Genomic DNA, 23534 nt, shown 5'->3' with positions numbered 1-23534 from the left:
TGTTTATGCGCCGTTTTTCAGAGACTCAAGGTACTCCCAGCGCTCAAAGGCGTCTTCCAGGGCTTTTTCAGCCGCGGACATTTCAGCCAATACTTTCTGAGTATAGTCATGCGATTGGGTAAAGAATGACGCATCAGCAACCTGTTTTTGCAGATCCTCAAGCGCAGCCTCCAGCTCTTCAAGACGCTGCGGTAGCCCCTCCAGTTCGCGCTGCAGGTTATAGCTTAGTTTAGCCGAGGTTTTCTTGACAGTTTCTGCTTTTGTTACAGCAGGTTCAGAACTTATTTTGGACTTTGACTGTTTCGTCGCCAGCGACTGTGCCTGCTGCCCTTTTGCATCGTGATAACCGCCGACATATTGACCAATTCGCCCTTCACCTTCGAAGATCCAGCACTCGGTCACGGTGTTGTCAACGAACTGACGATCGTGGCTGACCAGCATCACGGTACCCTGATAACCGTCAATCAGTTCTTCCAGCAGTTCCAGCGTTTCGACATCCAGATCGTTGGTCGGTTCATCGAGGATCAGCAGGTTGCTTGGCTTCAGGAACAGGCGCGCCAGCAGAAGACGGTTGCGCTCACCGCCTGACAGCGCGCGCACCGGCGTCATGGCGCGCTTCGGATGGAACAGAAAGTCCTGCAGGTAGCCCAGCACGTGGCGCGGCTTGCCGTTCACCATCACTTCCTGCTTGCCTTCGGCGAGGTTGTCCATCACCGTACGGTCCGGATCCAGCTCCGCGCGGTGCTGGTCGAAGTAGGCGACCTCGAGCTTGGTCCCACAGTGAATGCGGCCGCTGTCGGCCTGCAGCTGGCCGAGCATCAGTTTCAGCAGCGTGGTTTTACCGCAGCCGTTCGGGCCAATCAGGGCGATTTTGTCGCCGCGTTGAACCTGTGCCGAGAAGTCTTTCACCAGCACTTTACCGTCAACCTGATAGTTAACATTTTCCATTTCAAAGACAATCTTGCCGGAACGGGACGCCTCTTCCACCTGCATTTTGGCGCTGCCCATCACTTCACGGCGTTCGCTGCGCTCGCGACGCATCGCCTTCAGGGCGCGCACGCGGCCTTCGTTACGGGTACGGCGGGCTTTGATGCCCTGGCGGATCCAGATCTCTTCCTGCGCCAGCTTGCGGTCAAACTCCGCATTCTGCAGCTCTTCCACGCGCAGGTTTTCTTCTTTCTCCAGCAGATAGGTGTCGTAATCGCCGGGATAGGTCACCAGCTTGCCGCGGTCGAGATCGACAATACGCGTCGCCATATTGCGAATAAACGAACGGTCGTGCGAGATAAAGATGATGGTGCCGCTGAAGGTTTTCAGGAAGCCTTCCAGCCAGTCGATCGCCTCGATATCCAGGTGGTTCGTCGGTTCGTCCAGCAGCAGCACCTTCGGCCCGCTGACCAGCGCACGACCCAGGGCCGCTTTACGCAGCCAGCCGCCGGAGAGCGCCGACAGCTCCATGTCGGGTTCCAGACCGAGCTGCACCAGCACTTCATTAATGCGGTTTTCAAGCTGCCACAGACCGTGGTGATCGAGCATCTCCTGCACTTTTGCCAGTTCGTTGAGGTTTTTGTCGCTCGGATCGGTCATCACCAGATGCGAAATCTCGTGATAGCGCTTCAGGTATTCAGCCTGCTCGGAGATCCCTTCCGCCACGAAATCGTACACGCTGCCGGTCACGTGACGCGGTGGATCCTGCTGCAGGCGGGAGACAATCAGATCCTGCTCGTAAACAATGCGCCCGTCATCCAGGCCCTGTTCGCGGTTAAGGATTTTCATCAGCGTGGATTTACCCGCGCCGTTACGGCCCACCAGACAGACGCGCTCGTTATCTTCGATGTGCAGCTCTGCATTGTCGAGAAGCGGTGAGTCGCTGAAAGAGAGCCACGCGCCGTGCATACTAATTAAAGACATTTATTTTTCCTTTCAGACCGCGGTAATCAACCAGCAGTTATGGATTTGACGGTTACGGGCAAAGTCCTGAGACAGCGTTTTTTGGCTGATTTCTTGTGCTTTCAGTCCCAGGGCTGCTAAGCCGTCATGATCCATACGGAAGCCGCGTTTGTTGTTCGAGAACATAATGGTGCCGCCTTTGCGCAGCAGGCGCTTCAGGTCGGTCATCAGGCGCAGGTGATCGCGTTGAACGTCAAAGCTATCTTCCATGCGCTTGGAGTTGGAGAAGGTCGGCGGATCGATAAAGATCAGGTCAAACTGCTCGTCGGTGTCGCGCAGCCAGCCCAGCACGTCAGCCTGCATCAGGCGATGCTGACGCCCGGTTAAGCCGTTAAGACGCAGGTTTCGCTCCGCCCACTCCAGATAGGTGCGGGACATATCCACCGTGGTGGTGCTGCGCGCGCCGCCCAGACCCGCATGCACGCTGGCGCTGCCGGTATAGGAGAAGAGATTCAGGAAGTCCTTGCCCTTGCTCATCTGGCCCAGCATGCGGCGGGCGATACGGTGGTCGAGGAACAGGCCGGTATCCAGATAGTCGGTCAGGTTGACCCACAGACGGGCGTTGTATTCGCCCACTTCGATAAAGTCGCCCTTCTCGCCCATCTTCTGGTACTGATTTTTCCCTTTCTGACGTTCACGGGTTTTCAGCACCAGCTTGTTTGGCGCAATACCCAGCACGGCGATGGTGGCGGCAATAACGTCCAGCATGCGCTGACGCGCTTTTTGCGCATCAATGGTTTTCGGCGGCGCATATTCCTGAATCACCACCCAGTCCGCGTAGCGGTCAACCGCCACGTTGTACTCCGGCAGGTCGGCATCATACAGGCGGTAGCATTCAATGCCCTCCTGCTTCGCCCACTTCTCAAATTTCTTCAGGTTCTTGCGCAGACGGTTAGCGTAATCTTCCGCCACGCCGGACGGCTTGCTGTCGGCCGCCTTCTCCGCCAGATGGTAGTTTTTCTGCACGCAGTCCAGCGGGCCGTTTTTCGCCTTAAACTGGCGGTCGGCACGCAGCTGCAGGCAGCTCAGCAGTTCCGGCGAGGCGCTGAACAGAGACAGGTTCCAGCCGCCGAAGTGGTCCTTCATGTTGCGGCCCAGCAGGCTGTGCAGGGTAATCAGCGCCGGTTCGCTGTCGAGACGTTCGCCGTATGGCGGGTTGCTGATCACGGTACCGTACGGGCCTTTTGGCAGCGGGTTGGTCAGGTTTGCCACGTCTTTTACTTCGAAGGTGACCAGCTCGCCGATACCGGCACGGCGGGCGTTGCTGCGCGCGCGCTCAATGACGCGAGGGTCGCTATCGGAGCCGTAGAAATGAGAGGTATATTCCGCCAGCCCCTTACGTGCGCGGGTCTGCGCGTCGTCTTTGACCTCTTTCCAGAGCGCTTCATCGTGCTGCGCCCAGCCTTTGAAGCCCCACTGGCCGCGATGGAGTCCCGGGGCGCGGTCGGTGGCCAGCATGGCCGCTTCAATCAGCAGGGTACCGGAACCGCACATCGGGTCGAGCAGCGGCGTGCCCGGCTGCCAGCCGGAGCGCATCACAATGGCGGCCGCCAGGGTCTCTTTGATGGGTGCCATGCCGGTACGATCGCGGTAGCCGCGCAGGTGCAGGCCCGCACCGCTCAGATCGAGAGAGATACTCGCCGTGTCGCCGTTCAGCCAGACGTTAATACGCAGATCCGGGTTTTCACGATCGACGTTCGGACGTTCCTTATTTTTACGCGTAAAGCAGTCCACAATGGCGTCTTTTACGCGCAGGGCACCGTACTGGCTGTTGCGGATCTCGTCGTTCACGCCGTTGAAATGGACCGCAAAGGTGGCATTCGGGGTGAAGATCTCTGTCCAGTCGATCATCTGTACGCCGGTGTAGAGGTCAAGGTCGCTATAAACCTTGCACTCCTTCATCGGCAGCATGATGCGCGACGCCAGGCGGCTCCACATCAGGCTCTGGTAAATAAGCCGCGTGTCGCCCTCAAAATGGACACCACCCTGAACCACCTGACACTCTTGTGCGCCCAGGCTTTCCAGTTCAGTTTTTAACAGCTCTTCCAGCCCACGGGCCGTACTGGCAAACAGAGAATTCATATCGTCACTTTTACTCTTAGAAAATTGTCGCGCATTATAGCTAATATGGCGTGTATGTCATAAAGTTGAAGGCTTATTTTCATTCGAGGGAGTGTGCAGTGGCGACGTTATCCAGGCTTTTTATTCATCCGGTGAAATCCATGCGCGGCATCGGCGTCTCTCACGCGCTGGCCGACATGAGCGGATTCGCCTTCGATCGCATTTTTATGGTCACCGAGCCTGACGGTACGTTTATTACCGCACGCCAGTTCCCTCAGATGGTTCGCTTTACCCCTTCCCCGCTTCACGACGGTTTGCACCTTACCGCGCCGGACGGTTCCAGCGCGGTGATTCGCTTTGCTGATTTTGCGCCCGTCGATGCGCCAACGGAAGTGTGGGGGAACCACTTTACCGCGCGCATCGCCCCGGATGAAATTAACCGCTGGTTAAGCGGCTTCTTCTCCCGCGACGTGCAGCTGCGCTGGGTTGGACCTGAACTGACGCGTCGCGTGAAGCGACACGACGCCGTTCCCCTCTCCTTCGCCGATGGCTTCCCGTTCCTGCTGACGAACGAAGCCTCGCTGCGTGATTTACAAGGCCGCTGCAAAGCCAGCGTTCAGATGGAACAGTTCCGTCCGAACCTGGTGGTGACGGGTGCCGAGGCCTGGGACGAAGATACCTGGAAAGTGATCCGCATCGGCAGCGTCATTTTTGACGTGGTGAAGCCCTGCAGCCGCTGCATTTTCACGACGGTGAGCCCGGAGAAAGGCCAGAAGCATCCTTCCGGCGAACCGTTGAAAACCCTGCAATCATTCCGCACCGCGCAGGATAATGGCGATGTCGATTTCGGCCAGAACCTGATCCCACGCTCCAGCGGCGCGATCCGCGTCGGCGATGAGGTCGAAATTCTTGCCCGTGGGCCAGCAAGAGTGTACGGCTCGGGTCAGGAGGAGGAGCTTGTCGACGTTGAGACGAACGTCGCCTCTGCGGTAGATATTCACTGGCAGGGCAACGTTATCCGGGGTAACAACCAGCAGGTACTGCTTGAGCAACTGGAACAAGCGGGGATCCGCATACCCTATTCCTGCCGCGCGGGCATTTGCGGATGCTGTCGTATCAGACTGGTGGATGGCGAAGTGAGTGCGTTGAAAAAGTCGGCAACTGGAAATGACGGCACAATTCTGTGCTGTAGCTGCGTACCGAAAACGTCCGTACAGCTGGAAGCTTAAACCGCCTGCTCGAGGCTGAAGGCATCCACGCGAAGCTGGGGCTTCAGCCTGTCGTTCATGACCTTAATGGCATCCCCGAGCTGCATCGTCCGGCCGGCAATCGTCACGCCAGGCTGGGCCAGCAGGCAGAGCGCGGCATTTTCGCCTGGCTCCACCACCAGCAGGCTCACCTCTTCTGCGGTATCGCTCAGGTTGACGCTGGCCGCATCGCCCGTTGCCGGGGTCCAGTTCATGCCGTGCGGCAGGAAATGCCAGCTCTTTGGCATTTGCGGCTTCAGGAAACGGATAGCCACCAGCGCATTTAATACCAGCTCGGCGCGCTGCTCTTTCGAGAGCATCAGATCGCGACATTTTTCCTCAAAGGAGAAATAAAGCGCAGCGTCATCAACGCAAAAGCCTGACGGGGAAAAAGCGTCCGGGGTTAACATTCGGCGGGCAAAACGAGAGCGAAACAACATGCCATTGGCTAAGTCGAGCATCATTCGGTCATGCTCGTCGCAAAAATACCAGCGCCAGTTATCGTCAGGTTTAATTCGCATGTTTCTCTCCCGTCCCCGAAACGTCCTGTACTAAAAATGTCCTGTTTGCCGCTTCGTTTATAACACCATTAATAAAAGACTATAATGTCTAAATAAGCAACAGTGACGGAATATAAAACAACCAGGGCTGGAAATAAAGCCCCGGTTGTCTGATTACGAGAAAAGATTAGATATGCGTAACGATTTCTTTAATCAGCGGCGGCCCTTTAAAAATAAAGCCGGAATAGATTTGCACCAGGGACGCACCCGCCGCCATCTTCTCACGCGCAGCAATCACGGAGTCAATGCCGCCGACGCCAATAATCGGCAGGCGGCCATTTAATTCCGCAGACAGGGCGCGAATAATTTCGGTGCTTTTTAATTGCACCGGACGGCCACTTAACCCACCCGCTTCGTCACAGTTTTTCATTCCCTGCACGAGGGAACGATCGAGTGTGGTATTGGTCGCAATTACACCATCAATATTATGGCGAACCAAACTGTCGGCAACCTGGATCAATTCTTCGGCAGAAAGATCCGGGGCGATCTTAACCGCGACCGGAACATATTTGTGGTGGATCGCCTGGAGTTCATTTTGCTTATTTTTAATGGCACTCAGAAGATCGTCCAGCGCTTCACCATATTGTAAGGATCGCAGGCCCGGGGTATTGGGTGACGAAATATTCACCGCAATATAACCGGCATAGGCATAGACTTTTTCCATACAAATCAGATAGTCATCTTTACCCTGCTCGACCGGCGTGTCTTTATTTTTGCCGATATTGATGCCCAGTATTCCGTCAAAGTGGGCTTTTTTTACGTTCTCGACCAGGTGATCAACACCGTGGTTGTTGAAGCCCATGCGGTTGATCAGCCCTTCGGCTTCCACCAGTCGGAACAGGCGCGGTTTGTCATTTCCCGGCTGCGGGCGCGGGGTGACGGTACCGATTTCAATGGAGCCAAAGCCCATCGCGCCCAGGGCATCAATGCACTCGCCATTTTTGTCCAGACCGGCCGCCAGACCCAGCGGATTTTTAAAAGTCAGCCCCATGCACTGCACAGGTTTTACCGGCACATGCTGGCGCACCAGCGCGGCCAGAGGCGTGCCGGTAATACGACGTAATTGCTGGAATGTAAATTCATGAGCGCGCTCAGGGTCGAGCTGGAAAAGGGCTTTACGAACGAAGGGGTAGTACATGAACTCTCCTGGATTCCCGGTGTGCAAACCGGGAGGGGATTATGGGCGATCCCGTCGCGAAAGGGAATTGACCTGCGGCAAAAAACCCGCGTAAAACGCAATCGTTTACCTCCCCGTCCATTTCTTATGCACTTTTTTGCATTTTAATTGCAGATAAATCATTTAGTGGAATAAACGCGCGGTGTCACACTCCTTAAAATTGTTATGAATGTTAGATAAAAGCAAACAATTAGTTATAAGGAGGAAGTATGCGCGTCATTACCCTGGCCGGAAGTCCACGATTCCCTTCGCGCTCCAGCGCCCTGCTGGAATATGCCCGTGAAAAACTGAATGCTCTGGATGTGGAAGTGTGCCACTGGAACCTGCATAACTTCGAACCTGAAGATTTGCTCTACGCCCGTTTCGACAGCCCCGCGCTGAAAACCCTCATTGAGCAACTTAACGGCGCGGACGGCCTGATCGTAGCAACGCCCATCTATAAGGCCTCCTTTTCCGGGGCCCTGAAAACCCTGCTCGATCTGCTTCCGGAACGTGCGCTGGACGGCAAGGTGGTGCTGCCGCTGGCAACGGGCGGTACGGTTGCCCATTTACTGGCCGTGGATTATGCCCTGAAGCCGGTGCTGAACGCGTTGAAAGCGCAGGAGATCCTCCACGGCGTTTTCGCCGATGACTCGCAGGTCATCGACTATCAACACAAACCCCACTTTACGCCTAACCTGCAAACCCGCCTCGATAACGCTCTGGAAACGTTCTGGCATGCCCTTCACCGAAGAGATATCCAGGCCCCGGCGTTTGGTCAGCCTCAAGGAGTCGCACATGTTTAAAACGTTAACCCGCATCGGACTGGCCGGTTTGATGGCGCTTACCTCGCTGGCCCATGCCGCAGAAACGGCTCCGGAAAGTTTACGCATCGGGTATCAGAAAGGCAGCGTCAGCATGGTGCTGGCAAAAAGCCACCAGCTTCTGGAAAAACGCTTCCCGGACACCAAATTCTCCTGGGTGGAGTTCCCGGCCGGCCCGCAGATGCTGGAGGCCCTGAACGTGGGCAGTATCGATCTCGGCAGCACGGGCGATATCCCACCTATATTCGCCCAGGCCGCGGGAGCGGACCTCATCTACGTTGGCGTTGAGCCGCCAAAGCCTAAGGCCGAAGTCATTCTGGTGCCTGAAAACAGCGACATTAAAAGCGTCGCCGATCTTAAAGGCCATAAGGTCGCTTTCCAGAAGGGCTCCAGCTCGCACAACCTGCTGCTGCGCGCTCTGCAAGAGGCCGGGCTTAAGTTCACCGACATTCAGCCCGTCTACCTTACCCCCGCTGACGCGCGCGCCGCGTTCCAGCAGAAGAACGTTGATGCCTGGGCCATCTGGGACCCGTACTACTCCGCCGCATTGCTGCAGGGTGGCGTTCGCGTGCTGAAAGACGGTACCACGCTGAAGCAGACCGGTTCGTTCTACCTGGCCGCGCGCCCTTACGCTGAAAAGAACGGCGCGTTTCTTCAGGGCGTGCTGGATACCTTTACCCAGGCCGATGCCCTGACACAGAGCCAGCGTCAGGAGAGCATTGCCCTGCTGGCGAAAACCATGGGCTTACCTGAGCCGGTGATCGCGAGCTATCTCAACCACCGTCCGCCGACCACCATTACGCCGGTGGACGCACACGTCGCCGCACTTCAGCAACAAACGGCTGACCTCTTCTATCAAAACCGCCTGGTTCCAAAACAGGTCACTATTCGCGAACGCATCTGGCAACCCGCAGGCAAAGACGGAGCTAAATCATGAGTCTGAATCTTTTCTGGTTTTTACCCACCCACGGTGATGGACACTATCTTGGTACAGAAGAGGGTTCACGCCCGGTTGACCATGGCTACCTGCAGCAGATTGCACAGGCGGCGGACCGAATCGGTTTCACCGGGGTGCTGATCCCGACCGGACGATCTTGTGAAGATGCCTGGCTGGTCGCCGCGTCGATGATCCCGGTTACACAGCGCCTGAAGTTCCTTGTCGCGTTACGCCCGAGCGTCGTCTCCCCTACCGTGGCGGCACGTCAGGCGGCCACGCTGGACAGGCTGTCCAACGGCCGCGCCCTGTTTAACCTGGTAACGGGCAGCGATCCACAGGAGCTGGCGGGCGACGGCGTGTTCCTCGACCATACCGAACGCTATGAGGCCTCCGCCGAATTCACCCGCGTCTGGCGACGCCTGCTGGAAGGGGAAACCGTCACCTTTGAAGGCAAGCATATTCACGTTCGCGACGCGAAGCTCTACTTCCCGCCGGTGCAGCAGCCGCGCCCGCCGCTCTATTTTGGCGGGTCGTCGGATGTAGCCCAGGATCTGGCGGCGGAGCAGGTCGACCTCTATCTGACCTGGGGCGAACCGCCTGAGCTGGTGAAAGAAAAAATCGCTCAGGTCCGCGCGAAAGCGGCCGCCCATGGCCGCAAGGTGCGCTTCGGTATTCGCCTGCACGTGATTGTGCGTGAAACCAATGATGAGGCCTGGCGGGCGGCGGACCGTCTGATTTCTCATCTGGACGATGAGACCATCGCCAAAGCGCAGGCCGCGTTTGCCAAAACCGACTCCGTCGGGCAGCACCGGATGGCGTCCCTGCACAACGGCAAGCGCGAGAATCTGGAGATCAGCCCGAACCTGTGGGCGGGCGTCGGTCTGGTGCGCGGCGGTGCGGGTACGGCGCTGGTCGGCGACGGCCCGACCGTGGCCGCGCGCATCAATGAATACGCCGAACTGGGTATCGACAGCTTTATTCTCTCCGGTTATCCGCACCTGGAAGAGGCGTACAAGGTCGGCGAGCTGCTGTTTCCGCATCTTGATGTCGCCATTCCGGAGGTTCCGCAGCCGCAGCAGCTCCAGCTGCAGGGCGAAGCCGTGGCAAACGAATTTATTCCACGCAAAGCCGCACAGAGCTAAGGAGGGACCATGTCTGCCACCTCACAAAAATGGCTGCTGCGCGCCGCGCCGTGGTTTTTACCCGTCGGCATTGTGGCGTTCTGGCAGCTCGCATCGTCCACCGGCTGGCTGTCGAGCCGCATTCTGCCCTCTCCGGAGGGCGTTGTAGAAGCGTTCTGGTCGCTGAGCGTCAGCGGAGAGCTGTGGCAGCATCTGGCGATCAGCTCCTGGCGCGCCGCGATCGGGTTTTCCATCGGCGGCAGTATCGGGCTGGTTCTGGGTCTGGTGAGCGGCCTTTCACGCTGGGGCGAGCGGCTGCTGGATACCTCCATCCAGATGCTGCGCAACGTGCCGCATCTGGCGCTGATCCCGCTGGTCATTCTGTGGTTTGGGATTGATGAGAGCGCCAAGATCTTCCTCGTGGCGCTGGGCACGCTGTTCCCGATTTACATCAACACCTGGCACGGCATCCGCAATATCGATCGTGGTCTGGTGGAGATGGCGCGCAGCTACGGCTTATCGGGTTTTTCCCTCTTTGTTCACGTGATTCTGCCGGGCGCCCTGCCCTCCATTATGGTCGGGGTGCGTTTCGCGCTCGGCCTGATGTGGCTAACGCTGATTGTGGCGGAAACCATCTCAGCCAACTCCGGGATTGGTTATCTGGCGATGAACGCCCGCGAATTCCTGCAAACGGACGTGGTGGTAGTTGCCATTATCCTTTACGCCCTGCTCGGCAAACTCGCCGACGTCAGCGCCCAGTGGCTGGAGCGCAGCTGGCTGCGCTGGAATCCGGCCTATACCCTTCAGGAGGCGAAAGCATGAATACTGCACGACTGAATCAGGGGACCCCGTTACTGCTGAACGGTGTCACCAAACGCTACGGCGATAACACCATTCTTAACGGGCTGGATCTGCATATTCCCGCCGGACAGTTTGTGGCCGTAGTCGGGCGCAGCGGCGGCGGCAAGAGTACGCTGCTACGGCTGCTGGCCGGACTGGAAGCCCCCAACGGCGGCGACATTCTGGCAGGAACGACGCCGCTTTCGAATATTCAGGACGATACCCGCATGATGTTCCAGGATGCACGCCTGCTGCCGTGGAAATCGGTTATCGACAATGTCGGGCTCGGCCTTAAGGGTAACTGGCGGGATGAAGCCCGCCAGGCGCTGGCCGCCGTTGGGCTGGAAAATCGCGCCGATGAATGGCCTGCCGCACTCTCGGGTGGACAGAAGCAGCGCGTTGCGCTGGCGCGGGCGTTGATTCACCGTCCGGGCCTGCTCTTGCTCGATGAACCACTGGGCGCGCTCGACGCCCTGACGCGAATTGAAATGCAGGATTTGATTGGTTCCTTGTGGCAGACGCACGGCTTTACGGTACTGCTGGTGACGCATGACGTGAGCGAAGCCGTCGCAATGGCCGATCGGGTGCTGTTAATAGAGGAAGGAAAAATCGGTCTGGATCTGACGGTGGATCTTCCCCGGCCTCGTCGCGTGGGCTCGGCAAGACTGGCGGAGCTGGAGGCAGAAGTGCTGGATCGGGTGATGAAACGCGGAGGTACGGAGTTACAGCGAGCTAAGGCTAATGCCTGATGCCCTCACCCCCGGCCCTCTCCCACAGGGAGAGGGAGGGTAAACTTTTATTACGCTAACGCTTTAGCAATCTTCTCGTACAGATCGCCAGACAGGTTTTCCAGCCCTTTCAGCTGCTCGAGCGCGGCACGCATCTTCGCCTGACGCTTCTCATCGTAGCGTTTCAGGCGGATTAGCGGCTCTATCAGGCGCGACGCCACCTGCGGGTTACGGCTGTTCAGCTCGGTCAGCATTTCCACCATGAACTGATAACCGCTGCCGTCTTCGGCGTGGAATGCGGCCGGGTTGCTGCTGGCAAACGCGCCAATCAGCGAGCGCACGCGGTTTGGGTTGCTCAGGGTAAAGGAACGATGCTTCAGCAGGCTGCGCACCTTGCTGAGCGCATCGGCCGCCGGGCTGGTCGCCTGCAGGATGAACCACTTATCCATTACCAGACCATCCTGATGCCACTTGTCGTCATACTCCTGCATCAGCGCATCGCGGCACGGCAGTTCGGCGGCAACACTTGCGCCCAGCGCGGCCAGCGCGTCGGTCATGTTATCCGCCTCGTGATACTGCTTGCTCACCAGGGTGTTCGCCAGCTCGGTTTCACCAAACGCCAGATAGCGCAGGCAGGTGTTACGCAGAGAACGTTTACCAATGTCCGCGTGCTCAACGCGATAAGCGTCAAGCTTGTTGGCGTTATAAATGGCAAGGAACTCGTCAGCCAGTTCAGCAGCCAGCGTACGGGTCAGCGCTTCACGCACCGCCACGATCGCGATCGGATCGATAATCTCGAACAACTCCGCGATTTCCGTTGCTGACGGCAGGGTCAGAATTTCAGCGGCCAGCGCCGGGTCAATCTTCTCATCCAGCAGGATCGCGCGGAACGCGTCAGCCACGTGAACAGGCAGCGACAGCGGCTGACCCTGCTGGTGACGGTTTACGTTGATCTTGATGTAGGTCGCCAGCAGGCTTTGCGCCGCATCCCAGCGGGAGAAGTCGTTGCGGGCGTGACGCATCAGGAACGTCAGCTGCTGATCGCTCCACTTGTACTCCAGCTTCACCGGCGCGGAGAACTCACACAGCAGCGCAGGCACCGGCTGGAAGTAGACGTTATCGAAGATAAAGGTCTGCTCGGCCTGGGTCACGTTCAGCACGTGGTGTACCGGGTGGCCGCCCTTCTGCAATGGAATGACTTTGCCCTCGTTATCGTACAGCTCAATGCTGAACGGAATATGCAGCGGGTATTTCTCTTCCTGCTCTGCCGTCGGCGGCGTGCGCTGGCTGATGGTCAGCGTGTACTGCTCGGTTTCCGGATTGTAGTCGTCTTTGACGGTAACAACTGGCGTACCGGCCTGGCTGTACCAGCGGCGGAAGTGGGAAAGATCGACATTAGAAGCATCTTCCATCGCCTGCACAAAATCGTCGCAGGTGGCCGCGCTGCCGTCATGACGCTCGAAGTAGAGCTGCATCCCTTTCTGGAAGTTCTCTTCACCCAGCAGGGTGTGGATCATGCGGATAATTTCAGCGCCTTTCTCATACACCGTCAGGGTGTAGAAGTTGTTCATTTCGATGACTTTATCCGGACGGATCGGGTGCGCCATTGGGCTGGCATCTTCCGCAAACTGCAGGCCGCGCATGGTACGCACGTTATTGATGCGGTTCACCGCGCGTGAACCCAGATCGGAGCTGAACTCCTGGTCACGGAAAACGGTCAGGCCCTCTTTCAGGCTCAGCTGGAACCAGTCGCGGCAGGTGACGCGGTTACCGGTCCAGTTGTGGAAATATTCGTGGCCGATGACGCGTTCGATATCGAGATAATCTTTATCGGTGGCGGTATCGGTGCGCGCCAGCACGTATTTGGAGTTAAAGACGTTCAGGCCTTTGTTCTCCATTGCGCCCATGTTGAAGAAATCAACGGCAACGATCATATAGATGTCGAGGTCATATTCGAGGCCAAAGCGCTCTTCGTCCCACTTCATGGAGTTGATGAGCGAGGTCATCGCCCACGGCGCGCGGTCCAGGTTACCACGGTCAACAAACAGCTCCAGCGCCACTTCGCGGCCTGAGCGCGTTTTGAAGGTGTCGCGCAGCACGTCGAAGTCCCCCGCCACCAGCGCAAACAGGTAGCACGGTTTCGGGAACGGATCCTGCCACTGAACCCAGTGACGGCCATTCTCCAGCTCGCCTTCGCCTACGCGGTTGCCGTTGGAGAGCAGGAAGGGATACAGGGTTTTATCGGCGATGATTTTGGTGGTGAAGCGCGCGAGGACGTCCGGGCGGTCGAGATACCAGGTAATGTGGCGGAACCCTTCCGCTTCACACTGGGTACACAGCGCCACGCCTGACTGGTAAAGCCCTTCCAGCGCGGTGTTGGCGGCCGGGCTGATTTCATTCACGATGCGCAGCGTAAACTGTTCCGGCAGGTTGTCGATGACCAGCTGGTTGTTTTCTTCTTTATAGTCTGACCAGGCTTCATCATTAATATGCAGGGAGACCAGCGTCAGGTCTTCGCCATCCAGACGCAGCGGCACAGCAGTTGCGCTTTGGCGCGTCACCTGACTCACCGCCGTGACAACGGTTTTAGTGGCATCCAGGTCAAAAGTCAGATCGATTTCGCTAATCAGATAATCCGGCGCACGGTAGTCGTGGCGGTATTTGGCTTGTGGCTGTTGTGTCATAGAAAACCTTATGCATCGTTTGTCGAGTAACGTTTCAATATATTCCTGTTGCGCAAAACGCGCTATGCAGAATGTTCATCTTTTCAGGGTCAATACCTTTTTTTGCTACATTTGTATAACACGGGGCACAAAATGCCCTCGACCATAAAACGCGCTTATGTTGTGATCGGGGTTCAATAAATCACTAAACAAGGTATACTCCGGAGTTGTTTATTGTACTAAACGCTCCTGTGAGAGGATGCTACTGCGCACCTATGACTCAATTCGCTTCTCCAGTTCTGCATACGTTGCTGGATACCGACGCGTATAAACTGCACATGCAGCAAGCCGTTTTCCACCATTACTATGACGTTCATGTCGCGGCGGAATTCCGCTGCCGTGGCGACGACTTGCTCGGTATCTACGCAGACGCCATTCGTGAAAAGGTCAATGCTATGCAGCATCTGACGCTGCAGGACGAGGAATATCAGTGGCTTTCTGGCCTGCCTTTCTTCAAAGCCGACTACCTGAACTGGCTGCGCGACTTCCGCTATAAGCCGGAGCAGGTCACCGTGGTTAACGATAACGGCAAGCTGGATATTCGCCTTGCAGGTCCGTGGCGGGAAGTGATCATGTGGGAAGTGCCGCTTCTGGCGGTAATCAGTGAGCTGGCTCACCGCTACCGTTCCCCGGAAACGGGCGTAGCGCAGGCGGTGGCCTCGCTGGAAAAGAAACTCGCTGACTTCTCCACGCTGACCGCAGGGCTGGACATGTCCCGCTTCCGCCTGATGGACTTTGGCACCCGCCGCCGTTTTTCGCGCGACGTACAGGAGGCCATCGTTAAACGTCTGCAGCAGGAGCCGTGGTTCGTGGGCACCAGTAACTACGATCTGGCCCGTCGCCTCAATCTGACGCCAATGGGTACCCAGGCGCACGAGTGGTTCCAGGCGCATCAGCAAATTAGCCCTGACCTCGCCAACAGCCAGCGCGCAGCGCTGGCCGCATGGCTTGCGGAGTACCCGAATCAACTCGGAATTGCCCTCACGGACTGTATTACGATGGATGCCTTCCTGCGCGACTTTGGACCTGAATTTGCGGAGCGTTATCAGGGGTTGCGCCACGATTCCGGAGATCCGGTTGAGTGGGGTGAGAAGGCGATTGCCCATTACGAGAAACTGGGCATTGACCCGATGAGCAAGGTGCTGGTCTTCTCCGATAATCTCGATCTGGCGAAAGCCGTCGAACTCTATCGCCATTTCAACGCCAGAGTGAACCTGAGCTTCGGGATCGGTACCCGGTTAACCTGCGACATTCCTCAGGTAAAACCTCTGAATATCGTGATAAAGCTGGTGGAATGTAACGGCAAACCGGTGGCGAAACTCTCCGACAGTCCGGGCAAAACCATCTGCCATGACAAGGCGTTTGTCCGCGCGTTGCGCAAAGCCTTCGATCTTCCCCAGATCAAAAAAGCCAGTTAAGCGCTTAAGGGAGCCTTCATGGCTCCCCTCTTCTTATTTATTTCTCAATTCTTCCCTTTTGACCGCGAAATTTACTTGTCTGATAGCGGATGGCAGGTAACATAGATATCCCCCCATAAGGGTGGACAAGTGTTTATTTTTTCCGACTATTAACAGAGAGAATATTATGAGCGTTGTGCCTGTAGCCGACGTACTCCAGGGCCGTGTCGCCGTTGACTCAGAAGTCACCGTGCGCGGATGGGTGCGTACCCGCCGAGATTCTAAAGCTGGCATCTCCTTCCTTGCCGTCTATGACGGTTCCTGCTTTGATCCTGTACAGGCCGTCATTAATAATTCTCTGCCCAATTACAATGATGACGTTCTGCACCTGACGACGGGCTGTTCCGTTATTGTCACCGGCGTGGTCGTGGCATCCCCGGGTCAGGGTCAGAGTTTCGAAATTCAGGCTTCTGCCATTGAAGTCACCGGCTGGGTTGAAGATCCGGATACCTATCCGATGGCGGCTAAACGTCACAGCATTGAGTATCTGCGTGAAGTGGCGCACCTTCGTCCACGTACCAACCTGATTGGTGCGGTTGCTCGCGTACGTCATACGCTGGCGCAGGCGCTGCATCGTTTCTTCGATGAGCAGGGTTATTTCTGGGTGTCTACCCCGCTGATCACCGCGTCCGATACGGAAGGCGCCGGTGAGATGTTCCGCGTCTCAACGCTGGATCTCGAAAACCTGCCGCGCACCCCGGAAGGTAAAGTGGACTATGACAAAGACTTCTTTGGTAAAGAGGCCTTCCTGACCGTATCCGGTCAGCTCAACGGCGAAACGTACGCCTGCGCGCTGTCTAAAATCTACACCTTTGGCCCTACCTTCCGTGCCGAAAACTCCAACACCAGCCGTCACCTGGCGGAATTCTGGATGCTGGAGCCTGAAGTGGCGTTCGCCAACCTGGACGATGTCGCGGGTCTGGCGGAAGCGATGCTGAAATATGTCTTCAAAGCGGTGCTGGAAGAGCGTCCGGACGACATGAAATTCTTCGCCGAGCGCGTAGACAGCGACGCGGTAGCCCGTCTGGAGCGCTTCGTCTCTGCCGATTTTGCGCAGGTGGACTACACCGACGCGGTGGCGATCCTCGAGAAATGCGGTGAGAAGTTCGAGAACCCGGTTTACTGGGGCGTAGACCTGGCGTCTGAGCACGAGCGCTATCTGGCCGAGAAGCATTTCAAAGCGCCGGTTGTCGTTAAAAACTACCCGAAAGACATTAAGGCCTTCTATATGCGCCTTAACGAAGACGGTAAAACCGTGGCAGCGATGGACGTCCTGGCGCCGGGCATCGGTGAAATCATCGGTGGCTCTCAGCGTGAAGAGCGTCTGGACGTGCTGGACGCGCGTATGGAAGAGATGGGTCTCAACCCTGCGGACTACAGCTGGTACCGCGATCTGCGTCGTTACGGTACCGTACCGCACGCCGGTTTTGGTCTGGGCTTTGAGCGTCTGATCGCCTACGTGACCGGTGTGCAGAACGTTCGTGACGTGATTCCGTTCCCACGTACGCCACGTAACGCCAGCTTCTAATCGGTAAAAGACTAAAATGGCCAGCCTGTGCTGGCCATTATTTTATCCTGTATTGTCAGTTTTCGTCAGCGTAAAGTCAGCATCTTCAAACCTTCACCCCGTCACAACCACTACCTGTTACGTTTTGTTTCCGCGAAATATCCAGCCACAAAAAATAAACCCCATTCTTATTGCGCTTATTACATCCTCAAGCAATAGCACAAATTTCAACCAATTTTACAGCCATCCAGAAGGCTTTTCGGCGTCATAAGAAAAAACGAGTCGTTTATCGTCTGTTTATATGAATTGCCTTTATCCAAATTAATCATAAGGAATTCATATATATAGGATAGATGCTGTAGCTTAATTCACCAGGGCGTTCTGAAGTTTGAGGTGGTTCACAAAGTTCCCAAAAATACACATTTAGTTACATATATTTTCTTTTGGTTACTCAATCTTGAGAATTGTAGCACTTTCAGGCTAGCGAAACGCTTCGGCGAATGGAAAGATGCCTGTCAGATACATAAAGACACCAAACTCTCATCAATAGTTCCGGAAATATTTATTGACAGAATTTATTGACGGCAGTGGCGAGTGTCATAAAAAAACCAATGAGGGTAATAAATAATGATGAAGCGCAATATTCTGGCAGTGGTAATCCCTGCCCTGCTGGTAGCCGGTGCAGCCAACGCTGCAGAAATCTATAACAAGAACGGCAACAAGCTGGACTTCTACGGTAAAGTTAACGCCGAGCACGACTTCGTGACTTCCGGTGATAGCACAAACAATAGCGACGCTACTTACGCGCAGATCGGTTTCAAAGGCGAAACTCAGATCAACGACCAACTGACAGGTTATGGCCAGTGGGAATACCGTTTCGTGGCTAGCGATGCAGAAAACTCTGCACAGAAAAACAAAAACCGTCTGGCTTTCGCTGGTCTGAAAGCGGGCGACGCTGGCAGCATCGACTACGGTCGTAACTAAGGTATCGTTTACGACGTAGAATCTTACACCGATATGGCGCCGTCCTTCTCTGGTATGACCTGGGGCGGTAACTATGTTGATAACTTTATGACCAGCCGCAGCACCGGTCTGCTGACCTACCGTAACAGCAACTTCTTCGGTCTGGTTGACGGCCTGAGCCTGGGCGTTCAGTACCAGGGCAAAAACGACCGTGCTGACGTTAAAACCTCTAACGGTGACGGCGTAGGCTACTCTCTGGGTTACGATTTCGGCGAAGGCTTCGGTGCAATCGCATCTTATAGCAACGCTAACCGTACTCTGAAGCAGAAAGCTGACGGCGAAGGCGACAAAGCTGAAGCATGGGGTCTGGGTCTGAAATACGATGCCAACAACATCTACCTGGCAACCACCTATGCTGAAACCCGTAACACCACCCGTACCGGGTCTGATGGCGATGCTGGTTTTGCTAACAAAACGCAGAACTTCGAAGTTGTTGCTCAGTACCAGTTCGATTTTGGCCTGCGTCCAGCAATCTCCTACGTGCAGACCAAAGGTAAAGACCTGGCTGGCGTGACCAACTCTAAAGGCACCTTCAAAGGTGGCGATGCAGATCTGGCTAAATTCATCCAGGTTGGCGCAACTTACTACTTCAACAAAAACTTCAACGTGTGGGCTGACTACTACATCAACCTGCTGGACAAAGACACAGACTACGCGCAAACCGTTGGCGGCCTGAACGGCAACGACGATATGGCAGCTGTGGGTGTGACTTACCAGTTCTAATCAGAACACCACTTTGTTATATGCTTAATGAACAGGGCTTCGGCCCTGTTTTTTTATGCCTGACAGAAAATAATGGCGACTTTTGAAAAGCCGCACGCTTTTCGTCGCAAACGGTTGGCATTTTGTAAATCTACCGTTAACCTGATAGCGGATTTCACTTCTGTAATCACAATGGAACTTCGTCATGTTTGAGAACATTACCGCCGCTCCTGCCGACCCGATTCTGGGCCTGGCCGATCTGTTTCGTGCCGACGACCGCCCTGGCAAAATCAACCTGGGTATTGGTGTATATAAAGATGAAACCGGCAAAACTCCGGTACTGACCAGCGTTAAGAAAGCTGAGCAGTATCTGCTGGAAAACGAAACCTCCAAAAACTACCTCGGTATTGATGGTATCCCTGAATTTGGTCGCTGCACCCAGGAGCTGCTGTTCGGTAAAGGCAGTGCAATTGTGAGTGACAAACGTGCCCGTACGGCACAGACCCCGGGCGGTACCGGCGCGCTGCGCGTGGCGGCGGATTTCCTTGCGAAAAACACCTCTGTGAAGCGTGTCTGGGTAAGCAATCCAAGCTGGCCGAACCATAAGAGCGTATTTAACTCTGCGGGTCTGGAAGTGCGTGAATACGCCTACTACGACGCAGCAAACCACTCTCTGGACTTTGACGGCCTGCTGGCGAGCCTGAGTGAGGCGCAAGCAGGTGACGTGGTGCTGTTCCACGGCTGCTGCCACAACCCAACCGGTATCGATCCAACGCTTGAGCAGTGGGAACATCTGGCGAAGCTGTCCGTAGAAAAAGGCTGGCTGCCGCTGTTTGACTTTGCCTACCAGGGCTTCGCCCGTGGTCTGGAAGAAGATGCCGAAGGCCTGCGCGCGTTCGCCGCAGTGCATCAGGAGCTGATCGTTGCAAGCTCCTACTCCAAGAACTTTGGTCTGTACAATGAGCGTGTAGGTGCCTGTACGCTGGTTGCGGCTAACGATGAGACCGTCGATCGCGCGTTCAGCCAGATGAAATCCGTTATCCGCGCTAACTACTCTAACCCGCCGGCACACGGTGCCTCTGTTGTTGCGACTATCCTGAGCAACGATGCGCTGCGAGCCATCTGGGAACAAGAGCTGAACGATATGCGTCAGCGTATTCAGCGCATGCGCCTGCTGTTTGTGAACACCCTGGCGGAGAAAGGCGCGGATCGCGACTTCAGCTTTATCATCAAACAGAACGGCATGTTCTCGTTCAGCGGCCTGACCAAAGAGCAGGTTCTGCGTCTGCGTGAAGAGTTCGGCGTGTACGCTGTGGCGTCTGGCCGCGTGAACGTTGCAGGCATGACGCCTGACAACATGGCGCCGCTGTGCGAAGCGATTGTCGCCGTACTGTAATTTGCGCCCACAAAAAAGCCTGCATTATGCAGGCTTTTTTTATTCGGGTTACCAGACAGGCATTTCATCCTGAAGGAACGGATTATGGAGCCGTTCATAGCCCAGCGTCGACATCGGACCGTGCCCAGGGATAAACGTCACATCATCACCCAGCGGCAATAACTTCTGTTTAATCGACTGAATCAGCTGTCCGTGATCGCCGCGCGGAAAATCGCTGCGTCCTACGCCACCTTTGAAAATCACATCGCCGGAGAGCAGCAGACGGGACTGGTCATCAAAGAAGACGATATGGCCTGGCGTATGCCCAGGACAATGCAACACCTGTAAAGTCACATTCCCTATGCTAACGCGCTCTCCTTCATCCAGCCAGCGATCGGGCGTCAGAGGCTGACACTCATCAAGGCCAAACATGCGGCTTTGGGCAGGTAACCCCTGCAGCCAGAACTCATCTTCTTTTTCCGGACCGACAATCGGCACGCCGTAGTGTTCAGCCAGTTCAGCCGCTGCGCCCACATGGTCGAGGTGACCATGCGTCAGTAAAATCTGCATGAGCGTCACGCCGCTGTCGGCGACTTCCTGCTTGATCTTCTCAGCGTCACCGCCGGGATCGACAAGCGCGGCCAGTTTAGTTTGTTCGCACCAGATGAGTGAACAATTCTGGGAGAACGCGGTAACCGGAATAATACGATAGTTCATACTGCTCCTGTGTTTCGTTATTACCAGTGCCGAACCGGACCGGTATCAATATGCACAAAGTTGCTGCTGGGGTAATATCCTACACCACCTGCGCGCATAGATAACGCAGCTTTGCGAATATTGGCTAACGAAACGCCCTCAATATGGAAATCCATTGCCTGGCCCTTCGTGTGATAGCTTTTTTTCGCTACCCCGCGACTGTGGGCGCGCAGTTCATTATTGGTATCAACCGAGCGATAACCAGAAATAAGCTGCACCGGCTTGCTGGTACCCAGCAGGCCCTGAAGGCGGAAAAGCTGATCAAACAGTCCTGGGTCGATGGCTTTAATTTTATTCGCGCGGAAATCACGGAAAAAATGGTTAAGTCTTGCTAATTCATCCTGAATATAGCCTCTGCCATCGAAGAACTCCGCTTTTAACGACTCACCGGTATGAAGATTGTTGAGCGTTAAAACTCGCGGACGAGGTGTCGAGAGGGTGGCAAATGCTGGCGTCGGCAAGATGGCCGCTGCGCCAAGCGCAACACCACCTAACGCCAGCAGTTTGCGGCGATTAGCGTCAAATTTGTCCATGATAATCAGGTCTACAGGTAAAAGAAATCGTAATATGCTTAGCGCACGAAGGGCACCTTAACTGGCAAAACCGGGTACGTCAAGGCGCCCAACCCCAGTGAATACGCGGCTTGCAGCGATATAGCCCCTTATTCACCCTAACTTACGACAATCATTTTTCCCGAACTGCTTCATTTACCTGATTAATTGTTCCGCTTTTGGCAAAATTTGTGCGCCGGATCGCGCGGTGAGATCATAATTGTAAATATCTGTACGGTACTGAGTCCGCCCGTCTTCGCCAACAAACGCCGTCAGATAGTAAAGATTGACCGGAATATTGTGTCGGATATTAACGTAACGCGTATCTCCCTGCTTCAGGGCATCCGAAATGCGCGTATCGTTCCAGCCCGCGTCCTGCAGCAGCATATTGGCCAGCTCCGAGGCTTTGTTCACGCGCACGCAGCCAGAACTCAGCGCGCGCGTATCTTTCTGGAACAGATTGTGGTTCGGCGTATCGTGCAGATAGATAGCGTCAGAACTCGGCATATTGAATTTGTAACGCCCTAAAGAGTTATGCGCCCCCGGAGCCTGCTGGAAACGGAACGGTAGGTTAGAAGCCGTGATTGTCGACCAGTCGACCATATAAGGATCGATGGCCTCTTTACTGTTCCAGCCACGCATCACCGTATAACCATGACGTTCCAGATAACCCGGATCGTTCCAGACCTTCGGCAGAATGTCTTTACGCGCCAGCGTCGGTGGCACGTTCCACGGCGGGTTAACCACCACGTTATTCAACGCGCTGCTCATCATCGGCGTTTTGCGATCCGGACGCCCGACAATCACGCGTGACGCCAGTTTTTCGCTACCGTCCTGGTAATAGACCAGTGAATACGCCGGAATGTTAACCATAATCCCGGTAGAGAGGGTTCCAGGCAGCAGGCGCAAACGCTGGATATTGAGCGCCAGCACTCCAGCCCGCTGCGCAGGCGATACGTTCAGCCAGTCTCGTGTCGTCTGGCCAATGACGCCATCGGCTCCCAGTCCCTGAGCGGCCTGGAATTGCTTCACTGCCGCAACCAGCTCGCGATCGTATGCTGCGGGTTTATTGCTGACGGCAATCGCTTTTTTCTCTTTCACGGGCGCTGACGGGCTGACCGCCGCGTTTTGTGGATCGTCACCAGGCAGAGCGATATGTGGCCCGCCATCAAGAAGACCGGAGCGCGTCAGGATCTCACGCAGAGCAGGCACATCGCTGCTCCACTGCCCCGGACGCAGCGTCGCGGTGCCGCGCATCTGCGGCCATGGACGCGAGTCGCCCACCAGCGCGAGAAGCGACTCGTGCAGAGTGGCATATTGTGGATGCGCTGGTGCGAGGCTGGCAATAAAGCGCGGCAGTTCGCCGTTATCCAGGGCTAACTGCCACTGGTTAATCACCGACAGCGCCGGCGTCGCCAGCTTATACGGCTTGTCGCTGTACAGCCAGCGGTTGCCATTGACCGGAATACCCGCCACGAACTGCAGATAGCCCATCATGGCATCGGAAAGCACGACGTCCCGAGCCTGACCGGACACGGCAGGATCGGTTAACAGCTCAACCCACTTTGTAAACTGTGGCTGAAACCCTGCAATCGCGACCTCCGCCAGCTGCTGCTGGAAGGCGCGCACGGCATCGCGGTTTTCCCACATCGGTTTCATATCGCGGGCAGCATAAAGCAGCGTGAGCTGATTGAGATAGACAGGCGTGTAGCCTGACGGCAGCCCCGACTGCAGCTGCTGGCTGAGCGATTCGGCGTCGATGCCTTCCGGCAGCGGCTTAATACCGGCCATGATCGCTGTCGCCGGAGATTGCTCCAGCGGCTGGGACAACGACGTAGGCTGCGTGCCTGTCGCTGACGAGCTGTCAGTCGGCACAATTTCAGGCTCGTCGGCCTGGGCGGTTAACAGTGGAGCAAACATCACTGCCAGACATAAACTTAGCGCCGACAGCTGACGACCACATTCTTTCTTAAGCAACATCCCTTGCCCCCTGTTTTCACGACATGCCCATCACGT

17 protein-coding genes and 1 pseudogene are annotated in these 23534 nt (G+C 55.9%); 10 read left to right on the top strand and 8 right to left on the bottom strand.

Features of this window, described 5'->3' with window-relative positions; all coding sequences use genetic code 11:
- Positions 1–3: 3 nt before the first annotated feature.
- Both ACVCAM_RS01275 and rlmKL read right to left on the bottom strand, forming a co-directional pair.
- Positions 4–1911 (bottom strand): ABC transporter ATP-binding protein, encoded by a 1908-nt coding sequence (locus ACVCAM_RS01275; protein WP_248248582.1) that lies wholly within the window; start codon positions 1909–1911, stop codon positions 4–6.
- Positions 1912–1923: 12 nt separating this feature from the next.
- Positions 1924–4032: a bifunctional 23S rRNA (guanine(2069)-N(7))-methyltransferase RlmK/23S rRNA (guanine(2445)-N(2))-methyltransferase RlmL gene (gene rlmKL, locus ACVCAM_RS01270; RefSeq protein WP_447093490.1), complete on the bottom strand. Its 2109-nt coding sequence runs from the start codon at positions 4030–4032 to the stop codon at positions 1924–1926.
- Between the two features lie 98 nt (positions 4033–4130).
- Here rlmKL and ACVCAM_RS01265 point away from each other — a divergent pair, with 98 nt between their 5' ends.
- A complete protein-coding gene (locus ACVCAM_RS01265; protein WP_025912949.1) occupies positions 4131–5240 on the top strand; it encodes a YcbX family protein in 1110 nt (369 codons plus the stop codon).
- On the opposite strand, the gene zapC is transcribed toward ACVCAM_RS01265, so the two are convergent.
- Together zapC and pyrD are read right to left on the bottom strand one after the other, a co-directional pair.
- On the bottom strand, positions 5237–5779 hold the full coding sequence (gene zapC, locus ACVCAM_RS01260; protein WP_021240861.1) for a cell division protein ZapC: 543 nt from the start codon (positions 5777–5779) through the stop codon (positions 5237–5239). The genes ACVCAM_RS01265 and zapC overlap by 4 nt on opposite strands.
- A gap of 166 nt (positions 5780–5945) precedes the next feature.
- A complete protein-coding gene (gene pyrD, locus ACVCAM_RS01255) occupies positions 5946–6956 on the bottom strand; it encodes a quinone-dependent dihydroorotate dehydrogenase (RefSeq protein WP_008499939.1) in 1011 nt (336 codons plus the stop codon).
- Between the two features lie 248 nt (positions 6957–7204).
- On the opposite strand from pyrD, the gene ssuE reads away from it, so the two are divergent.
- From ssuE to ssuB, 5 genes are read left to right on the top strand one after another with little or no spacing between them, the layout of a single operon-like run.
- Positions 7205–7780 carry an NADPH-dependent FMN reductase gene (gene ssuE, locus ACVCAM_RS01250; protein WP_008499940.1) on the top strand — a complete coding sequence of 192 codons (576 nt, stop codon included), beginning with the start codon at positions 7205–7207 and terminating at the stop codon, positions 7778–7780.
- On the top strand, positions 7773–8735 hold the full coding sequence (locus ACVCAM_RS01245; RefSeq protein WP_447093489.1) for an aliphatic sulfonate ABC transporter substrate-binding protein: 963 nt from the start codon (positions 7773–7775) through the stop codon (positions 8733–8735). The genes ssuE and ACVCAM_RS01245 overlap by 8 nt, the downstream gene beginning before the upstream one ends.
- Positions 8732–9877 (top strand): FMNH2-dependent alkanesulfonate monooxygenase, encoded by a 1146-nt coding sequence (gene ssuD, locus ACVCAM_RS01240; protein WP_023327036.1) that lies wholly within the window; start codon positions 8732–8734, stop codon positions 9875–9877. Before ACVCAM_RS01245 ends, ssuD begins: the two co-directional genes overlap by 4 nt.
- A gap of 9 nt (positions 9878–9886) precedes the next feature.
- Positions 9887–10678, top strand: coding sequence for an aliphatic sulfonate ABC transporter permease SsuC (ssuC, locus tag ACVCAM_RS01235; protein ID WP_025912947.1), 792 nt, complete (start codon positions 9887–9889; stop codon positions 10676–10678).
- Complete coding sequence (gene ssuB, locus ACVCAM_RS01230; RefSeq protein WP_008499944.1) at positions 10675–11445, top strand: aliphatic sulfonates ABC transporter ATP-binding protein; 771 nt, start codon at positions 10675–10677, stop codon at positions 11443–11445. Before ssuC ends, ssuB begins: the two co-directional genes overlap by 4 nt.
- Positions 11446–11495: 50 nt before the next feature.
- Here the strand turns inward: ssuB and pepN are convergent, their stop codons facing one another.
- On the bottom strand, positions 11496–14108 hold the full coding sequence (gene pepN / locus ACVCAM_RS01225; RefSeq protein WP_407223207.1) for an aminopeptidase N: 2613 nt from the start codon (positions 14106–14108) through the stop codon (positions 11496–11498).
- Between the two features lie 254 nt (positions 14109–14362).
- On the opposite strand from pepN, the gene pncB reads away from it, so the two are divergent.
- The 4 genes and pseudogenes from pncB (at position 14363) to ACVCAM_RS01205 (ending at position 20232) form a co-directional block, all read left to right on the top strand.
- On the top strand, positions 14363–15565 hold the full coding sequence (pncB, locus tag ACVCAM_RS01220) for a nicotinate phosphoribosyltransferase (RefSeq protein ID WP_447093488.1): 1203 nt from the start codon (positions 14363–14365) through the stop codon (positions 15563–15565).
- Positions 15566–15731: 166 nt separating this feature from the next.
- Positions 15732–17132 carry an asparagine--tRNA ligase gene (gene asnS / locus ACVCAM_RS01215; RefSeq protein ID WP_021240867.1) on the top strand — a complete coding sequence of 467 codons (1401 nt, stop codon included), beginning with the start codon at positions 15732–15734 and terminating at the stop codon, positions 17130–17132.
- Positions 17133–17738: 606 nt separating this feature from the next.
- Positions 17739–18857: pseudogene (locus ACVCAM_RS01210) on the top strand (porin).
- 184 nt (positions 18858–19041) lie between these two features.
- A complete protein-coding gene (locus ACVCAM_RS01205) occupies positions 19042–20232 on the top strand; it encodes an amino acid aminotransferase (RefSeq protein ID WP_447093487.1) in 1191 nt (396 codons plus the stop codon).
- Between the two features lie 48 nt (positions 20233–20280).
- Here the strand turns inward: ACVCAM_RS01205 and ACVCAM_RS01200 are convergent, their stop codons facing one another.
- From ACVCAM_RS01200 to ldtD, 3 genes are all read right to left on the bottom strand, one after another.
- A complete protein-coding gene (locus ACVCAM_RS01200) occupies positions 20281–20928 on the bottom strand; it encodes an MBL fold metallo-hydrolase (RefSeq protein WP_025912944.1) in 648 nt (215 codons plus the stop codon).
- Positions 20929–20948: 20 nt separating this feature from the next.
- Positions 20949–21500 (bottom strand): YcbK family protein, encoded by a 552-nt coding sequence (locus tag ACVCAM_RS01195; protein WP_014169403.1) that lies wholly within the window; start codon positions 21498–21500, stop codon positions 20949–20951.
- Positions 21501–21674: 174 nt separating this feature from the next.
- On the bottom strand, positions 21675–23498 hold the full coding sequence (gene ldtD, locus ACVCAM_RS01190) for a L,D-transpeptidase (protein ID WP_407223206.1): 1824 nt from the start codon (positions 23496–23498) through the stop codon (positions 21675–21677).
- Between the last annotated feature and the right edge of the window lie 36 nt (positions 23499–23534).

The organism is Enterobacter sp. CFEC122 (genome assembly GCF_052983755.1).
This window is presented reverse-complemented; position numbering and strand designations above follow the sequence as displayed.

What these genes read in the sequence shown, in the direction of transcription:
- pyrD (WP_008499939.1), bottom strand. Translation starts at nt 6,956, where the DNA reads ATGTACTACCCCTTCGTTCGTAAAGCCCTTTTCCAGCTCGACCCTGAG.
- pncB (WP_447093488.1), top strand. Translation starts at nt 14,363, where the DNA reads ATGACTCAATTCGCTTCTCCAGTTCTGCATACGTTGCTGGATACCGAC.
- asnS (WP_021240867.1), top strand. Translation starts at nt 15,732, where the DNA reads ATGAGCGTTGTGCCTGTAGCCGACGTACTCCAGGGCCGTGTCGCCGTT.
- zapC (WP_021240861.1), bottom strand. Translation starts at nt 5,779, where the DNA reads ATGCGAATTAAACCTGACGATAACTGGCGCTGGTATTTTTGCGACGAG.
- ACVCAM_RS01200 (WP_025912944.1), bottom strand. Translation starts at nt 20,928, where the DNA reads ATGAACTATCGTATTATTCCGGTTACCGCGTTCTCCCAGAATTGTTCA.
- ssuD (WP_023327036.1), top strand. Translation starts at nt 8,732, where the DNA reads ATGAGTCTGAATCTTTTCTGGTTTTTACCCACCCACGGTGATGGACAC.
- rlmKL (WP_447093490.1), bottom strand. Translation starts at nt 4,032, where the DNA reads ATGAATTCTCTGTTTGCCAGTACGGCCCGTGGGCTGGAAGAGCTGTTA.
- pepN (WP_407223207.1), bottom strand. Translation starts at nt 14,108, where the DNA reads ATGACACAACAGCCACAAGCCAAATACCGCCACGACTACCGTGCGCCG.
- ACVCAM_RS01275 (WP_248248582.1), bottom strand. Translation starts at nt 1,911, where the DNA reads ATGTCTTTAATTAGTATGCACGGCGCGTGGCTCTCTTTCAGCGACTCA.
- ssuC (WP_025912947.1), top strand. Translation starts at nt 9,887, where the DNA reads ATGTCTGCCACCTCACAAAAATGGCTGCTGCGCGCCGCGCCGTGGTTT.
- ACVCAM_RS01245 (WP_447093489.1), top strand. Translation starts at nt 7,773, where the DNA reads ATGTTTAAAACGTTAACCCGCATCGGACTGGCCGGTTTGATGGCGCTT.
- ssuE (WP_008499940.1), top strand. Translation starts at nt 7,205, where the DNA reads ATGCGCGTCATTACCCTGGCCGGAAGTCCACGATTCCCTTCGCGCTCC.
- ACVCAM_RS01195 (WP_014169403.1), bottom strand. Translation starts at nt 21,500, where the DNA reads ATGGACAAATTTGACGCTAATCGCCGCAAACTGCTGGCGTTAGGTGGT.
- ldtD (WP_407223206.1), bottom strand. Translation starts at nt 23,498, where the DNA reads ATGTTGCTTAAGAAAGAATGTGGTCGTCAGCTGTCGGCGCTAAGTTTA.
- ACVCAM_RS01205 (WP_447093487.1), top strand. Translation starts at nt 19,042, where the DNA reads ATGTTTGAGAACATTACCGCCGCTCCTGCCGACCCGATTCTGGGCCTG.
- ssuB (WP_008499944.1), top strand. Translation starts at nt 10,675, where the DNA reads ATGAATACTGCACGACTGAATCAGGGGACCCCGTTACTGCTGAACGGT.